General features: G+C 57.2%; 16 protein-coding genes. 10 read left to right on the plus strand and 6 right to left on the minus strand.

The features are described 5' to 3' along the window. Window positions 1-93 precede the first annotated feature (93 nt). Window positions 94-591: a RidA family protein gene (locus tag AC0QKW_RS04265; protein WP_473149815.1), complete on the minus strand. Its 498-nt coding sequence runs from the start codon at window positions 589-591 to the stop codon at window positions 94-96. A 209-nt stretch (window positions 592-800) separates the two neighbouring features. Between AC0QKW_RS04265 and AC0QKW_RS04270 the strand changes: the two genes are divergently transcribed. The 3 genes from AC0QKW_RS04270 (at window position 801) to hetL (ending at window position 4,997) form a co-directional block, all read left to right on the plus strand. Beyond that, window positions 801-1,325, plus strand: a complete 525-nt coding sequence (locus AC0QKW_RS04270) for a hypothetical protein (RefSeq protein ID WP_473149816.1) — start codon at window positions 801-803, stop codon at window positions 1,323-1,325. 678 nt (window positions 1,326-2,003) lie between these two features. Next, window positions 2,004-4,175: a glutamine synthetase III family protein gene (locus AC0QKW_RS04275; protein WP_473149817.1), complete on the plus strand. Its 2,172-nt coding sequence runs from the start codon at window positions 2,004-2,006 to the stop codon at window positions 4,173-4,175. Between the two features lie 123 nt (window positions 4,176-4,298). Next, the gene (gene hetL, locus AC0QKW_RS04280; protein WP_473149818.1) at window positions 4,299-4,997 is read left to right on the plus strand and encodes a heterocyst differentiation pentapeptide repeat protein HetL; all 699 of its coding nucleotides are present in this window, start codon (window positions 4,299-4,301) and stop codon (window positions 4,995-4,997) included. 11 nt (window positions 4,998-5,008) lie between these two features. On the opposite strand, the gene acsF is transcribed toward hetL, so the two are convergent. Beyond that, entirely contained in the window at window positions 5,009-6,073 is a 1,065-nt protein-coding gene (gene acsF / locus AC0QKW_RS04285) for a magnesium-protoporphyrin IX monomethyl ester (oxidative) cyclase (RefSeq protein ID WP_473149819.1), read from the minus strand. A 331-nt stretch (window positions 6,074-6,404) separates the two neighbouring features. Between acsF and AC0QKW_RS04290 the strand changes: the two genes are divergently transcribed. The 4 genes from AC0QKW_RS04290 to AC0QKW_RS04305 all read left to right on the plus strand — a co-directional run bounded on the left by AC0QKW_RS04290 (window position 6,405) and on the right by AC0QKW_RS04305 (window position 10,589). Next, on the plus strand, window positions 6,405-7,154 hold the full coding sequence (locus AC0QKW_RS04290) for a biliverdin-producing heme oxygenase (RefSeq protein WP_473149820.1): 750 nt from the start codon (window positions 6,405-6,407) through the stop codon (window positions 7,152-7,154). A 162-nt stretch (window positions 7,155-7,316) separates the two neighbouring features. Then, window positions 7,317-8,714 (plus strand): oxygen-independent coproporphyrinogen III oxidase, encoded by a 1,398-nt coding sequence (gene hemN / locus AC0QKW_RS04295; RefSeq protein WP_473149821.1) that lies wholly within the window; start codon window positions 7,317-7,319, stop codon window positions 8,712-8,714. Between the two features lie 121 nt (window positions 8,715-8,835). Next, a complete protein-coding gene (locus tag AC0QKW_RS04300; RefSeq protein WP_473149822.1) occupies window positions 8,836-9,936 on the plus strand; it encodes an NAD(P)H-dependent flavin oxidoreductase in 1,101 nt (366 codons plus the stop codon). Between the two features lie 56 nt (window positions 9,937-9,992). Continuing rightward, window positions 9,993-10,589 (plus strand): 4Fe-4S single cluster domain-containing protein, encoded by a 597-nt coding sequence (locus AC0QKW_RS04305; RefSeq protein WP_473149823.1) that lies wholly within the window; start codon window positions 9,993-9,995, stop codon window positions 10,587-10,589. Window positions 10,590-10,687: 98 nt separating this feature from the next. Here AC0QKW_RS04305 and AC0QKW_RS04310 read toward each other — a convergent pair whose 3' ends face one another. Both AC0QKW_RS04310 and AC0QKW_RS04315 read right to left on the minus strand, forming a co-directional pair. Continuing rightward, window positions 10,688-11,038, minus strand: coding sequence for an antibiotic biosynthesis monooxygenase (locus tag AC0QKW_RS04310; RefSeq protein WP_473149824.1), 351 nt, complete (start codon window positions 11,036-11,038; stop codon window positions 10,688-10,690). 161 nt (window positions 11,039-11,199) lie between these two features. Beyond that, on the minus strand, window positions 11,200-11,706 hold the full coding sequence (locus tag AC0QKW_RS04315) for an Hsp20/alpha crystallin family protein (protein WP_473149825.1): 507 nt from the start codon (window positions 11,704-11,706) through the stop codon (window positions 11,200-11,202). 152 nt (window positions 11,707-11,858) lie between these two features. Here AC0QKW_RS04315 and dinB point away from each other — a divergent pair, with 152 nt between their 5' ends. Next, entirely contained in the window at window positions 11,859-12,926 is a 1,068-nt protein-coding gene (gene dinB, locus AC0QKW_RS04320; protein WP_473149900.1) for a DNA polymerase IV, read from the plus strand. Between the two features lie 58 nt (window positions 12,927-12,984). On the opposite strand, the gene AC0QKW_RS04325 is transcribed toward dinB, so the two are convergent. Together AC0QKW_RS04325 and AC0QKW_RS04330 are read right to left on the minus strand one after the other, a co-directional pair. Next, window positions 12,985-13,248 (minus strand): DUF6737 family protein, encoded by a 264-nt coding sequence (locus AC0QKW_RS04325; protein ID WP_473149826.1) that lies wholly within the window; start codon window positions 13,246-13,248, stop codon window positions 12,985-12,987. A gap of 77 nt (window positions 13,249-13,325) precedes the next feature. Further along, window positions 13,326-13,748 carry a Fur family transcriptional regulator gene (locus tag AC0QKW_RS04330; protein ID WP_473149901.1) on the minus strand — a complete coding sequence of 141 codons (423 nt, stop codon included), beginning with the start codon at window positions 13,746-13,748 and terminating at the stop codon, window positions 13,326-13,328. A gap of 290 nt (window positions 13,749-14,038) precedes the next feature. On the opposite strand from AC0QKW_RS04330, the gene AC0QKW_RS04335 reads away from it, so the two are divergent. Then, on the plus strand, window positions 14,039-14,611 hold the full coding sequence (locus AC0QKW_RS04335) for a redoxin family protein (RefSeq protein ID WP_473149827.1): 573 nt from the start codon (window positions 14,039-14,041) through the stop codon (window positions 14,609-14,611). Between the two features lie 338 nt (window positions 14,612-14,949). Further along, on the plus strand, window positions 14,950-15,960 hold the full coding sequence (locus AC0QKW_RS04340) for an NAD(P)/FAD-dependent oxidoreductase (RefSeq protein WP_473149828.1): 1,011 nt from the start codon (window positions 14,950-14,952) through the stop codon (window positions 15,958-15,960). Window positions 15,961-15,977 lie beyond the last annotated feature (17 nt).

Below are 15,977 nucleotides of genomic sequence, written 5' to 3' on the forward strand. Positions count from 1 at the left end.
CTATTCCTACCACCCCGATAAGCCCTCGTTAGGCATCCCTGACTATGAGCTTAAAGCCCTGCCACAAGCCGCTTTTTAGCTGTCGAACTCAGGTTAATCTAAACAGCCTTCATCCAAGTCGGCTGCGGTTATCGGTAGAAACGGAGCGGGTTGAATAGGGCGGCCCAAAATCATTCGCTGCGGCTGGATATCTGGGGACAATGGCTCTTCACAGACCGCTTCTACCTCAATTTCGACCAGCATATCGGGATTGATCAGGGCTGGAATTTCGACGGTGGTATTGCAGGGCGGATGGTCGGCAAATAGCTCACGGTGGGCGCGGGCTACCTCTTCCCAGCGGCCCATGTCGGTGAGGTAAACGCGGGTTCTCACCACCTCGCTGAGGTTGGATCCTAGATCTTCTAAAGCTTGCTGAATAATCTCAAAGCACCGCTGGGTCTGGGCGTAGGCATCTCCTGGGGCAAAGGTGCCCCCCTGGCCATCGCTGGGGGCGGTGCCCGAGACATATACCTGCTGCCCTACCCGCAGGGCGCGGCAGTAGCCCACCGTTGCTTCCCAATGACTGCCCGAAAACGCCCGCTGCCGTGCCATAGCTTACTCAATGCTAAATCAGCCCCAGCATAGCGTCTTTGCCCAGGCGTAGACACTGGGGCCGGTGGGAGGGGCTGGCGCGATCGCCCGGTTTAGCCCTCCCGCTGGGGAATAGGCAGGGTTAAAATGCTAGAGATCTGCATCCTAGCCTGGAGGCAACAGGTTACTGTTGTTTTGCCTTGGGTTTGGCCCCTTTTTCTGTTTACGCTATGACCGAAACGCCCCGCGATCGCGCCAAAACCCAGTACATCCAGGGCCAAGCTGCCTTTGAACGCGGCAGCTACCGAGAGGCAGTCGGCTATTTCGAGGCTGCCGCTAGTTTGGTACCGGCCACTACCCCCCTGGGCGGTGAAATTCAAACCTGGCTGGTGAATGCCTACAGCGCCGTAGGACGCCAGACTGAAGCCATTGCCCTGTGTCAGGTGTTGTCTCGTCACCCCGACCTAGAAACGCGCAAGCAGGCCAAAAACCTGCTCTACATTCTGCAAGCGCCACAGCTCAATCGCCCTACCAACTGGATGACCGAGATCCCCGATCTAGAGGCCATTTCGGCTGATGGGGCTGAAAGTATTGGCCGGTCTACCTATTCGGTGGCGGCTAAGCCCTCCTACCGCCCCAGAGTAGAACCCACCCCCCTTGACCCGAGCCAAATCAACACCAAAGACAACGGCTTTTTGTGGGTTGCCCTGGCCGGGATGGCCCTGGTTCTCGGCGGGTTGCTTTGGCTGAGTTAAGCATTGATGCCAGACGCGCTATGGCCTTCGAGGTAGTGGGTGTTAAAAGCAGTGAGAGAAGACGGTGCGATCGCCCCAGGAAATCAAGCCCATTCTGGGTAACGGTGCCCACCCTGCCCCAGCCGTGGAAAGCCATACTTAAGATTGGGTCACCCAGACAAAATAGTATTGTTGAATACAAAACTGACTTTGCTTTGCATTTACTATCCCGGGATGTAATGTTTCAGGATCGCAGCTCCGTTTCTGCCTCGTTCTGGAGCTTTGCTAGGCAACAGTTTCGGCCTCACGCCGCCAACCCATAGCTGCCTGTTCTGCACCTGTTACTTGTGGGAGATTTTGAGATTCTGTACCGTCTAGGCTTTTTTAATGTTCAGGGGCCTTAGTTTTGCCGCTTTGTGGTTGGCTTTGCGTCAATAACTTTGACCGATAGGATGCCGCCTCTCCACCAAAATCGCAGCTCGATTCAAGGATGCACTGCCAGTCTTAAACCCTTCAAGGGTTGGTTCAGTTCAAAGTTAAAACTCTGCCAGCCCCTCTTGCGGACGATCAATGGTTGAAAGAAGTGCAATTTTTTTTAACCTAATCCAACTTTTTACCGATTGAGTTGTCACACAGCTGAGCTACTGGTTTCTACTTTAGCCAGCTTTTCTTCACGCCCTTAGTTACTAGGAGATTGCTATGAGTGGAAACGAATTGCGCGCCCAGGCCATTGCCAGCATTGCCTGTCGGCCTAAGGTGCCCGTCAGCACTCCAGGGCGGCTCGAAGACCTGTGGGCCAAAGACGTCTTTAGCCTCAACAAAATGCAGGAATGCCTGCCCAAGTCGGTGTTTAAGTCGCTGCAAAAAACCATCACCACGGGTGCCACCCTCGACATGTCGGTGGCTGATGTAGTGGCCGTGGCGATGAAAGACTGGGCTATCTCTAAGGGGGCGCTCTACTACTCCCACATGTTCTACCCGCTGACCAACGCCACCGCCGAAAAGCACGACGGCTTTATCTCGGTGCAGAGCGACGGGTCGGTAATTTCAGAATTTTCGGGCAAGGTGCTGGTGCAGGGCGAGCCCGATGGCTCCAGCTTCCCCAACGGTGGCATTCGCTCTACCTTTGAGGCGCGCGGCTACACCGCCTGGGATGTGACCAGCCCCGCCTTTGTCATGGAGACCGAGAACGGTGTCACCCTCTGCATTCCCACCGTGTTTGTGTCGTGGACGGGGGAAGCACTGGATAAGAAAACCCCGCTGCTGCGCTCCAACGCTGCCATGAGCAAGGCCGCTACCCGCGTGCTTAAACTGCTGGGCCACAGCGAAGTGGCCCCGGTCAATTCCAGCTGCGGCGCTGAGCAAGAATATTTCTTGGTCGATGCCAACTTCGCCACCGTGCGCCCCGACCTGCTGCTGGCAGGCCGCACCCTGTTTGGCAAGGCTCCGGCCAAGGGTCAGCAGTTTGACGACCACTACTTCGGTGCGATTCCTGAGCGCGTCCAGATCTTCATGCAGGATGTGGAGGAAAAGCTCTACCGTCTCGGTATTCCGGCCAAAACTCGCCACAACGAGGTGGCCCCTGGCCAGTTTGAGATAGCTCCCTTCTTTGAAGCGGCTAACGTGGCCAGCGACCACCAGCAGCTGATTATGACCGTGCTGCGCAACACGGCCAAGAAGCATGGCTTTCTCTGCCTGCTGCACGAGAAGCCCTTTGCGGGCATCAACGGCTCGGGCAAGCACGTCAACTGGTCGGTGGGCAACCCCACCCAGGGCAACCTGCTAGATCCGGGCGACACCCCCCACTCCAATGCGCAGTTTCTGGTGTTTTGCGGCGCGGTGATTCGCGGCGTGCATAAGTACGGGCCGCTGCTGCGGGCGGTGATCGCCAGCGCCAGCAACGACCATAGACTGGGGGCCAACGAAGCGCCGCCCGCGATCATCTCTATTTACCTGGGCAGCCAGCTGCAAGATGTGTTTGACCAGATTGCCTCGGGTGAGGTCACCGGCTCCCAGAGCAAGGGCGATATGGATCTGGGCGTGCCCACCCTGCCGATCTTCCCGAAGGATGCGGGCGATCGCAACCGCACCTCTCCCTTTGCCTTTACCGGCAACCGGTTTGAGTTTCGCGCCGTGGGGTCGGGTCAGTCGGTGGCCGGGCCGCTGGTGGCGATGAACACCATCCTGGCCGACTCCCTCGACTGGATTGCCGATCAGCTTGAAGCCAAGCTCAACGGCGGCCTAGAGCTAAATGTGGCTATCCACGACATTCTGCGCGACATCATTCGCGACCACGGGGCTGTGGTGTTTAACGGCAACGGCTACTCGAGCGAGTGGCACGAAATGGCGGTCAACGAGCGGGGGCTGCTCAATCTGCGCACCACCGCCGACGCCTTGCCTGTGCTGCGCGAGCAGTACATCGAAGACCTGTTTGCCAAAGAAAAGGTGCTCTCCCCAGTGGAACTGGGCAGCCGCTTTGAGGCCTACTCCGAGCAGTACATTCAGCACATTGAGGTTGAAGCTAAGCTGGTGATCAGCATGGCCAAGACCATCATTTACCCCGCTGCCGTGCGCTACCTGGGCGAGCTGGCCAAGACCATCGACAGCCTCGATGAAATCGGCATTGAGTTTGGCAAAGATAGCGTCGTTAAGGTGGCTGAGCTGACCAAGTCGATGATGGCCTCGGTGGACGAACTGAGTGACCTGCTAACCAAGCACTTTATGTCGGTAGAAGAGCACATGCAGTTCTGCGCCCAAACGATTCGCCCGCTGATGGATCAGGTGCGCGAGTACGCCGACGCCCTCGAAGGCGAAGTGGCTGATGACCTCTGGCCCCTACCCACCTACCAGGAGATGCTGTTTATCAAGTAGATAACATTAAGTCTAAGTTCGGGCGGTAGACCGCCTATCTCCAAGGCCAGACCCTAGGCAAAAACTGCCGGGGTCTGGCTTTTTTGTTGATACACTACGGGGGTGTTTTGGATGGGTTCACCCATGGATGCTGGGGAAATTTTAGGGTGCTATGGGCGGGGCGATCGCACTTTCTCTAACCTTAAGCTGGTTGAGATCGAGCTGCTGCAAGCTGACCTCAGCGGTACCGACTTTAGCCACAGCGACCTGCGCCAGGCCCGGCTGGGGCGCACCCACTTTAACCAAAGCAATTTCACCCAGGCCGACCTCAGCGAAGCCCTGCTGTGGGGGGCCGACTTTACCGCAGTCCAGGGCAGTCAGGCGCAGTTTCGAGATGCCGATCTCAGCGGAGCGGTGTTTGTGCGCGCCCAGCTCAGCCAGGCCAACCTGATCAAAGCCATTCTCTGCGGCGTCAACTTTCAAGATGCCAATCTATCTGAGGCGCTGCTGATCGATGCCGATCTGCGCCCCACCTCTGATCAGCAAACCAACTTGATGGCAGCCAACTTAGAGGGGGCCAACCTCAGCTACGCCCACCTCAGCGGCGCGCAGCTGGCCCAGGCAAATTTGAGTGGGGCCAAGCTCTGTCGCGCCCAGCTGGGCCAGGGCTTTCGCCCCGAGTCGCCCAAGACCGACCTGAGTGGTGCCAACCTGCAGGGGGCCGATCTGAGCTACGCCGACCTCACCGGAGTCATTTTGCGCGAGGCAAATCTAGCCGAGGCCGACCTGACCGGGGCAACCTTGGCTCAGGCTGACTTAACCGGGGCCGTTTTGCCAGCTTAAAAGGTGTCTGGTTATCTCACCGTACCGCGTAGCGCTTCGGCGTTTAGGGGCTTAATCAGATAGAGACGCAGTAGGTCACCGACGATGCCGAGCACCTGGGGCAGTTTTCGAGCCTGCTTTAGCCATTGGGGGGTCGGGCTTTCCATAATTTGCTTGATTTTGAGGTTGCGGGCGGCGGCCCGTTCCAGGCGGGGGAAAAATTCGGGGTGATCGACATTGAGGTAGACGGGGAAAGCGCGGGCGGCGGTGTCGTTGGTTTTGCGGACGACTTCTTTGTCAAACTCGGCGGCGTCTAGACCGAGCATTTCGTAGAATTTGGCCCGCTCATGCACCGTCAAGCTGTGGGTGGCAAAGACCGAGAGCAAGAAGAAGCGACTCCAGAGGCGGCCTTGCCAGGTTTGCCACATTGAGGGCTGCGATCGCACCAAAGCCTTAAAAATATCCCCATGGCGGTTTTCATCTTGGCACCAGCTCTCGAAGTAGTTGAACAGCGGGTAAAAGCTGTGCTCAGGGTGCTGCTCTAGGTGGCGATAGATGAGAATGTAGCGCCAGTAGCCAATTTTCTCGGAGAGATACACGGCGTAGACGATCCACTCCACTGGGAAGAAGGTGTATTCGCGGGTTTTGGTCAGCTTGGCTAGGTCAAGGGAAATGTGAAAATCCTGCATGCACTTGTTGAGAAAACCGGCATGGCGGGCCTCGTCACGGGCCATGAGGCTAAAGATTTCGGCCAGCACCGGGCTGCGGTCTTTGATGCGGCGCGACAGTTCCTTAAACAGCAAAAAGCCCGAAAACTCTGAGACGCACGATCGCTCTAGATAATCTACAAATGCCCGGCGCTCGTCACCCTGGATGTGATCCCAGTTTTGGGCAAAAGAGTCGTCGCGGGAGAAGTGGTGGCGGTTGTAGTCGGCCCGCATTTCCTCCAGCATGGTCTGGAGCCCTTCGGCTTCCAGGGATAGATCCATGGTGGCGGCTTTGTCGAAGTCGGTGATGTAGAACCGGGGCGAGAGCAGGTTTTCTTCAATGGCAGCTTTGACCTGGCTATCGCTGGGCTGGGGGAGAGCAGTCACCATAGGAGCAATTTGGGGATAGACGGCAAGGGAGTGCAGCGACAAAACAGCTTCATCGCTTAATAGCTATAGACCATAGCACGATGATTTCAGGCTTTTACCTGGGTTAAGAAATTTAGACCCAGCAGCCATCCGGGCTCAGCCTGGGGACGTTCTTGCCGCAGGCTTGAGAGACTGTTTCGCAGGAAATTCAACAATCTTGCCCTCCGCAGGCCACGGGGCTGACGCCTCATCCCCAGGCCCACCCCAAGACATAAAACTTTATGCCTTAGCCTTGCTTAAGCATTTAATAGCTGTATAGTGATTAAAAGATTTTTGTTCGCGAGGTACACCCATGACCGATTTGGCCCAGCGTCTGCGGGAGGGCACCCAGATCTCCCACACCCTGTCTGAAAATACGGCATTCATGAAGTGCTTTTTGAAGGGCATTGTGGAGCTAGAGCCCTTTAAAAAGCTCACTGCGGATCTCTATTTTCTCTACAGCACCCTAGAGGCCGAAATGGTCGGCCACCAGGCGCACCCCGTGGTGGGGTCGATGGTGTTTGCTGAACTGCTGCGCACCCAGAAGCTAGAGGAAGATTTGGCCTTTTACTACGGCGATCGCTGGCCGCATGAGATCATCGCTACCCCTGCGGGTCTGCGCTACGTGAACCGCATTCTTGAAGTTTCATCGACCAACCCGGCGCTGTTGGTCGCCCATGCCTACGTGCGCTACATGGGCGATCTCTCTGGCGGGCAGGGGCTGCGGCACATCGTGCGATCGGCCCTGAGCCTGCCGCCAGATCAGGGCACCGCGCTCCATGAGTTTGACCAGCTGCCCACAGTCGAGGCCAAGCGCGACTTTAAGCTCAAATACCGCGACGCACTGAATGCGCTGCCGGTGGGTGAAGCGCTGATTCAGCAATTGGTGGATGAGGCGAATTTGGCCTTTGCGCTGAACAGAGATGTGTTCCACGAGCTGGAGCCGGATGTGCGATCGGCGGTGGGCGACCATGTGTTTGACCTGATTACCCGGCAAGATCGCCCCGGCAGCACCGAGCAGCACCCCCACCACGGCATGGTCGCCCTGGTGGCAGCAGAGTAAGCCCACCGTAGGGTGCATTCGCGAAGCAATGCACCATTTCCACGGCATTCGAGCGGTGCATTACGGCTCAAAAGCTCAGACTCGGACAATTGGCTCCGGTTGGCAAGCCGCGAATGCACCCTACGACTCCACATATCCATCTTTATGACTCGCTAAAATACTATGCTCTCTGTTGCCAAGCCCGTTGTGTTTGACCCAGCGCTGCTGCACAAGTACAACCAGCCGCTGCCCCGCTATACCAGTTTTCCTCCGGCGACGGAGATGAAAGAAAGCTTTAAGCCAAGGGATTTTGAGGCCGCGATCGCCGTCGGCAACTATAAGCAGACGCCCCTGTCGCTCTACTGCCACATTCCCTTTTGCGAGTCGGCCTGCTATTTTTGCGGCTGCAACACGGTGATCACTCGTCACAAAAAAGTGGCCGACCCCTATCTGGATTACCTGGAGCGCAACATTGCCCAGGTGGCCGATCGCGTCTCTAACCGCCGGGTCAACCAGCTGCACTGGGGCGGCGGCACCCCCAGCTATCTCACCAAGGCGCAAGTAGAACGGCTGTGGAATGCTCTGCACCAGCACTTTGAGTTTGACCCCAACGCCGAGATCTCCATTGAGGTGAACCCCCGCGATCTCGATCGCGACTACGTGCAATTTCTCAAAGACCTGGGCTTTAAGCGGGTGAGCTTTGGTCTGCAAGACTTTAACCGGGCGGTGCAGACGGCGGTCAACCGCATTCAGCCCGAGGCCATGCTGGTAGATGCCATGGGCTGGCTGCGAGAAGCAGGTTTTGAAAGCGTGAATGTGGACCTGATCTACGGGCTGCCCTACCAAACCCTGGCTACGTTTTCAGACACGATTGAGAAAACCCTGGGCCTCGACCCCGATCGCATCGCCGTCTTCAATTTTGCCTACGTGCCCTGGCTCAAACCCGTGCAGAAAAAGCACATCGACCCCGCCACCCTGCCCGGCCCCGAGGAAAAACTCGAAATTTTTCACCTGACCATCGATCGCCTGACGGCGGCGGGCTACCAGTTCATCGGCATGGATCACTTTGCTAAGGCCACCGATGAGCTGGCGATCGCTCAATCCCAGGGCAAACTCCACCGCAACTTCCAGGGCTACACCACCCTGCCCGAGTCTGATCTGCTGGGCTTTGGCATGACCTCGATCAGCATGCTCCACGATGTCTACGCCCAAAACCACAAGGGCCTGCGCGACTTTTATAGAGCCGTGGATGCCAACGAACTGCCCCTGGAGCGGGGCGTAGTACTGAGCCAAGACGACATCTTGCGCCGGGCGGTGATCATGGAGCTGATGTGCCAGTTTGAGCTGTCGAAATCGGCCATTGAAGAAAAATATCACCTCTGCTTTGACCAAGACTTCGACGACTACTTTGCCCGCGAGCGCCAAGATCTCAAGGTGCTCGAAGCGGATGGGTTAGTGCGGCTGCCCCCTCATCACATCGAGGTGTTGCCCGCTGGACGGCTGCTAATTCGCAACATCGCGGCGGTGTTTGACCCTTACCTGAGGAATCGCACCATCCGACAGTTTTCGCAGTCGGTTTAAGGGCAAACAACCCCGGATGGGCAAACAACCGTTTGCCCCTACATCAATCATTCGGGCAGACACCCAGGTCTCCTCCTACCCATCTACCCCCTCACCCCCTACCCCCTATCCCCATCCACCCATGCAAACTCTTTCATCTCTCACCATCGGTCAACACACTGTCCCCAACCCCATCATCCAGGGCGGCATGGGCATTCGCGTTTCGGGCGCTGGCCTGGCGGCGGCGGTGGCCAATGCTGGCGGCATCGGCATTGTCTCGGCGGTTGGTCTGGGCATGCGATCGCCCCACTTTGACATTGACGAAAAAAATCCCAAACTTCGCCAGACTCGCTTTTTTGAAGCCAACCGCCTGGCCCTGATCGATGAACTGCAAAAGGCCCGTGCCCTCAGCCCCAACGGCGTGATCGGTGTCAATATCATGGTTGCCGCCCGCGACTACGAAGCCCTGGTACAAACCGCCGTCGACCACGGCGCAAACCTGATTTTTTCTGGCGCGGGGCTGCCCTTGACCCTGCCCGCCCTCACCGCCCACCAACCCCAGGTGGCCCTGGTGCCGATTATTTCCAGCCTGCGCGCGGCCCAGGTGATCTGCAAAAAGTGGCAGCGGCAGTACCACCGCCTGCCCGATGCCTTCGTGGTCGAAAATCCCCAGTCGGCGGGCGGGCACCTGGGGGCCAAGGCCGAGGAACTGGGCGACCCGGCGATTAGCGCTGAGGCAGTGATTCCAGCCCTGGTGAGCTACCTGGCGGAGAATTTTGAGCAGCCGATTCCGGTGATTGCAGCGGGGGGCGTGTGCGATCGCACCTCCCTGCTCCACGCCCTATCCCTCGGGGCCAGCGGCGTCCAGATTGGCACCCGCTTTATCCCCACCGACGAGTGCGACGCTGACCGGCGGTACAAAGAATTTCACCTCAACGCTGGCCCCGCCGATATTGTCTTGGTGCCCAGCCCCGTTGGCCTGCCCGGTCGCGCCCTGCGCAACGCCTTTGTGGATCGCGTCAATGCGGGCGAAGCCCCTGGGAAACAAGACAACTGTTTTGCCAATTGCTTGCAGGTGTGCAAATTTCGCGATCGCCGCGAGACCTACTGCATTCTGCGCGCCCTCGATCGCGCCTGCCGAGGCGATGTGGAGAATGGCCTAGTGTTTGCGGGCAGCAGCGTGGGAGGGGTCGGTCACATTCAGCCCGTAGCCGCAGTGATGGCGGAGTTGGTCGCCGTTTAGCCAAACGATCAGGGCAGACACATTGGTCTGCCCCTACCCCCTACCCATCCACCCCCATGACCAACTCCCCTCTTGCCAACCAACTCAACCTGATGGGCTACGTCAACCGTTCAGAGGTCAACGGGCCGGGCAAGCGCGCCGTGGTCTGGCTGCAGGGCTGCCTGCGAGAATGTCCGGGCTGTTTCAACCCGGCTTCCTGGCCCTTTGCACCCAACCAAATCATGTCGGTCGATGAGGTGGTAGAACGCATTTTGGCCGACCCAGAAAATGAAGGGGTGACCTTCTCAGGAGGCGAGCCTTTCTGGCAGGCTCCGGCCCTGGCGGCGGTGGCGCGGCGGGTGCAGGCGGCAGGGCTGAACGCCATGTCGTTTTCAGGGTTTACCCTGGAAGAACTACGAGGGCTAAATGCCCCGCCTGGCGCTCAAGCGTTGCTCGGTCAGCTCGACATTCTGGTAGATGGCCCCTTTGTGGAAACCCTCGCCATCCACGACCCGACCTCGCCAGTATCGTCGCGCAATCAGCGGGTGCGGGTGTTTAACCCAGCCCTACGAGACCACATTAACTGGGCCAGCGACCAGATTGAGGTACACATTTTCAAAGACGGCAGCCGCCTAGTGACAGGCTATCACGGCCAGTTTGGCCTCGGAGCTTAGCTCAGTTTGCCCCATAGAAAGCTGGCACGTTCAACCCTTCAAACGTGCCTACCTTTCACAGCGCGATTCACAAAATTTACTGTTGACCCAAACTGATGCTACTTAGCCAAGACAGCGTTAGCCAAAATTTGGGGCAGACCAATTTCGCTGCACACTTCGTAGAACGAGGTCACAGGCGGCGTCTCAAACAGGTGGGCAATTTTGCCCAGGGTCTGCTGATAAACCTCGCTCTGGTTGTCGTCCATATCTTCAATGCTGTCCCAGAGAATGATGGCGATGCCGCGATCGCTGCCTGGTTCTTGTAGCAGATAGGCTCCCTGAAAGCCTTTGGTGTAAGTAGAAACCGCCTTTTCGTAGAGCTGGCGGGCTTCGCTAAAGCAGCCGGGTTTAAACTCGCCAATGGCCACATAGGCGTACTTGTGGCGCAAAAAATCGTCGAAGTCGGTCATAAACAGGGTCAATCCTTGGTCTTGAAGTAAACCAAATTTCAGCCTAGAGGTGGAGTTTTACCCATAGGACAACCCCAAATCTCGCTCTACACTTGGCATACATCCAGTGTCGATCAGATAGTGGCATTGGATACGATTTCTTACCTAGGCTTTAGATTCTGTTACCGATCTTCTAACAGGCGTTGGCCCCAGGCTTTGAGGGTTTGCCCCAGCCAGACTCTGGTGCGTTGCCAGCCTAGCCTGAGCCGCTGCGCCCAGCCCTGTTCTTTGGGCAGCGTCACGACGATCGCCCCGGCTCTGTAGGCCACCTGCATTTGGCGATCGCACACCCGCGCCGGTAGCGGCACCGTCTGCTGAAAATAGTTGAGACCCAGCCCCTGCATGAGAGGGCTGCGGTAACCCGACTGCCGCTGACCCGAAAAGGTGAGCGATTTGCGAGAGGCCCGCACCTGCACCGCCTGAGGCTCTACCCCCGGCAAAAATGCCGTGATGACTAAAGCCGCAGCCGTGTCTTCGATTTCGATCGAGGGTACCTGCATGCGGCCTGAGGGAGAGATACCCAGGGGCATGAGAGCGGCGGCGATCGCATCCATCTGGGCCTGGGCCGCGCCCAAGTTCCACATCGATTGCTGAAACGGCGATTGCTGAGATGATTGCCACTCGGCCATAGCCCTAACCCCTTGTCTTTCTATACTTAAGATCATCGCCCTAAGTCTTTAGTTTCATAGGTGGGCAAATCCCCCAGACCCGATGGGGTATAACCGCCATGCCTCACTCTGATTCCACTGGTGCCCAATCCAACGGGGGCAAAATCGCGCCCATGAGAAAGATCCTGCATATCGATATGGATGCGTTCTTCGCCTCTGTAGAACAGCGAGACTTTCCGCAGTACCGGGGCAAGCCGTTGGTGGTTGGTGGTCGCCCCGAGCAGCGGGGCGCTGTCGCCGCCGCTAGCTACGAAGCGCGCCAGTACGGCATTCACTCAGCCATGCCTGCCCGCATTGCTCAGCAGCGGTGCCCCGATCTCATCTTTGCCCGGCCCCGGTTTGAGGTTTACAAAGAAGTTTCTGGGCAAATCCGAGCGATCTTTTGCCGCTACACCGACCTGGTGGAGCCGCTTTCGCTGGATGAGGCTTACCTGGATGTCACGGCGAATGCGCTGGAGGAACCCTCTGCTCTGGCGATCGCCCGTCGCATCAAAGCCGACATTCTCGCCACCACTCAGCTCACGGCTTCGGCGGGGGTGTCGGTCAACAAGTTTCTTGCCAAAATGGCCAGTGGGCAAAACAAACCCGACGGTTTGACCTTGATTTTGCCCGACCAGGCACAGGCCTTTGTCGCCGCCCTGCCCATCGAGAAATTTCACGGTATTGGCCAGGTCACGGCCCGCAAAATGCACGCCCTGGGCATCGCCACTGGGGCCGACCTGCAACCCTGGGCCGAGGCTGACCTGGTGCGGCACTTCGGCAAAGCGGGCCGCTTTTACTACGGCGTCGCCAGAGGGCAAGACGATCGCCCCGTCAACCCCAACCGCATTCGCAAATCGATCGGAGCCGAGCGATCGTTCTCGCCCGATCTCACCACCCTGGCGGAGATGACCGCCGCCCTCGATCGCGTCGCGGCCGAGGTGGTGCGTCGCCTGGGCGAACAAAACCGCCGGGGCCACACCCTCACCCTCAAAATTAAATACGCCAACTACCGACAGATTACCCGTAGCCGCACATTTGGGGTCGCCGTTGGGGCTGAGTCGCCGCTACAGGCCTGGGCTGAGGAAATGCTGGTGATGCATTGCGATCGCCAACAGCCTGTGCGCCTGCTCGGTCTCACCTTGTCTAACCTAGAGCCCGCTGGAGAGTCTACCTACGTGCAGCTTTCCCTAGAAATTTAGAGCTACGCCGAGTCCAGTCTAGAGTCGATTGTTGGCTCTCAGTCCAACCTGCACGTCTCTACTTGGATGGGGTTGAATGCTCATGAGGCCTAGGGGAAAGGCTGTCCATCAACCCCGATTCCTTCATCAGACGCGGCCAGAGCAGCAAAAAAAAGCCCATCCAGACCCCGATGGGTAGGGCAACAACGCTAGTTAGCCAGATGCGGTGAAACAGCAACCAACTAGAGCCTACGATCGCACAGCCAGTCAACACAATCGACCAGGGCTGGCACCACCAGGGCTTTAGCTGCCAGGCACTGGTGATGGGCTTTGGCTCAGTCATAGGTTAATGTCATTTTTTGGAATTAGATAACCTTGGCACTCTAGGCCTGAGCTAGAAGCAATTGATCGCCAGTTGACTTACTCAGCCTGACAGCGATCGCACAAGCCCCGCACCGTCACTTCATAGTCTTCAATCTGCCAGCGAGGGCTCAGGGTTTGCAGGTTGAGGCTGGCCAGAGTTTCCCAGGGAATATCTGCGATCGCTCCACAGCTCTGGCAGCGAAAATGGTGGTGCGGCCCCACATTTGCATCATAGCGGCAGACCCCTGCTTCTAACAGCACCTCGCGCACCAGATTCACTTCGCGCAGGGCTTGCAGCGAACTGTAGACGGTCGCTTGAGAAGAGGTCGGCCCATCCTGGTTGAGGTCGTTGAGAATATCGTCGGCGGTGGGGTGGTCGTAGCGGCCCAGCAGATTGCTGTACACGGCAAATCGCTGGGGTGTCACTCGCAACCCCTTTGACTTGAGCATGGCAACGATTTGATCGGCTTGGGGCAGCATTTTCCCTGGCTCCGCGCTTGATTTCAGCTCCATACCGCCGAGCACCCGCTTGAGCAAGGCTGAACTTACACCAAACTGCTCTGAACAGGACACGGGGGAGATGGACGTACTACGATATCCTAATCTCTAAACAATAACATTCTCTCTAGAGAATTGACCTTACCTTGGAATAATTCCAGACTTTGAGTTACTATACTTATTGAAGATTTCTTAACTCAGAACTATTCTGAGTTAAGCAGCAATGGCTGGAAACGCAGTTAATCTGTTCCTAAACTACGAAAGAGGTAATTATGGTTGCTACTGGACGTGTACCTGAAGTCACTTTTAAGACCCGCGTGCGCGATGAGTCTGTAGGTGGGTCTAACCCCTACCGCTGGCAAGACCTGACCACCAGCGATATCTTTGCCGGTAAGAAGGTAGTGGTTTTCTCTCTGCCTGGCGCTTTCACCCCCACCTGCTCGTCTAACCACCTGCCCCGCTACGAAGAACTCTACGAAGAGTTTAAGGCCCAGGGTGTTGACACCATCATCTGTGTCTCTGTAAATGACGCCTTCGTCATGTTCCAGTGGGGCCAAAAGGTTGGCGCTAAGAATGTCTTCCTGCTACCCGACGGCAACGGCGAATTTACCCGCAAGATGGGTATGCTGGTCGACAAGTCTAACTTGGGCTTCGGCATGCGCTCTTGGCGCTACTCCATGCTCGTCAACGACGGTGCGATCGAGAAAATCTTCACCGAGCCCGACTTTGGCGACAACTGCCCCATTGACCCCTTTGAGGTCTCTGATGCCGACACCATGCTGGCCTACCTGAAGGGTACTGCTCCCGCTGGCGTGTCTGAGCCCCGTCTGGCTTTCGTGGGCTAATTGCCCGTTAGCTCACCCTCGGTGAGCAGTCGGCAAAGGGGGTTCTAGCAATCCCCTTTGCTTTTTTCGAGAGTGTATACCAGTCAGGCAAGTTCGCCCCCATCCTCAGGCATAACTCGTCAGTACTTGCTGCCTGACCCTGTACATCCCCCGCGCTAGCCTTGAGCAAATAAGGTGACGAATCACCTCGTTGGGCCAGTCGCGCTTAAATTCTCAGTAAAAATTGTTTAGAACGACCTAGCCTTATTTTTTAGAAAAGCCTTTTAGCTTAGAGGTACGTCTCAGCGCCTCTCTGCGGCTCAGGCTTTATCGCTGTTCTCTCCAACCCCATCACCGTTATGAAACTCTCCCGCAAAAACCTTCACGAGCGCACTGACCAAGTCTACGATGCCATCGTTGTAGGCGGCGGCATGGGTGGATTGTCAGCGGCTATCTATTTGGCTCGCTACGGCCTCAAGTGCCTAGTGGTTGAAAAAGGCAAGGGGCGATCGCTGTGGATGCAGGAAGTGCGCAACGTGGTTGGCTTCGACCCCCATACGCCCGGTCGTGCCATTCTCAACCACGGTATGCAGCAGTCGGTTGACTGGGGGGCTGACTATCTACGGGGCTTCGTCGAAGACGTGGTCGATGAGGGCGATCAACTGGCTGTACAAGTCAAAGTGGGCAAAACCGACAGCGTCTACCCCGTGTTTCGGGCCAAATATTTGATTGCTGCCTCGGGCGTGATCGACGTGCTGCCCCAGCTCGACAACATGCAAAACGTCTACGACTATGCGGGCTACACCCTTCACGTCTGCATGATCTGCGACGGCTTTGACATGTGGAACCAAAAGGCTGTGCTGATTGCGGGCAAAGAGTCTCAAATCAATGCTGCCTTTGTGCTCGACTGGTTTACCCCCTACATTTCGGTGCTCACCCACGGCCTTTGCACCGTCGGCGAAGACATGCGGGCCAAGCTGGCCGATTACGGCTACCCTCTCTACGAAGCGCCGATCGCCAAAATTTTGGGCGAAAACCATAAAATGAGCGGCATCGAGCTGACTGATGGCACCGTAGTCGAAGCCACCACCGGCTTGATCAACATGGGCTCGATCTACCACAACCAATATCTCAAGGGCATCGTCGGTCTCGAATGGGATGGCGAAAACTTGATCACTGACGAAATGTGTAAGACTAGCCACGATCGCATCTTTGCTATTGGCGACCTCAAAAAAGGCATCAACCAGGTGTCGGTCGCAGTAGCCGACGGCACTCTGGCTGCTACCCAGATCTGGCGCACCATTCGCCGCGCCAGCCCGCCCCGCAAGTGGGAAGAAAATCTGAGTAAAGCCAAGGCGATCGCCTCTTAAGAGCGGTAATAGGTTCA

This window comes from Pseudanabaena sp. PCC 9330 (genome assembly GCF_055795045.1).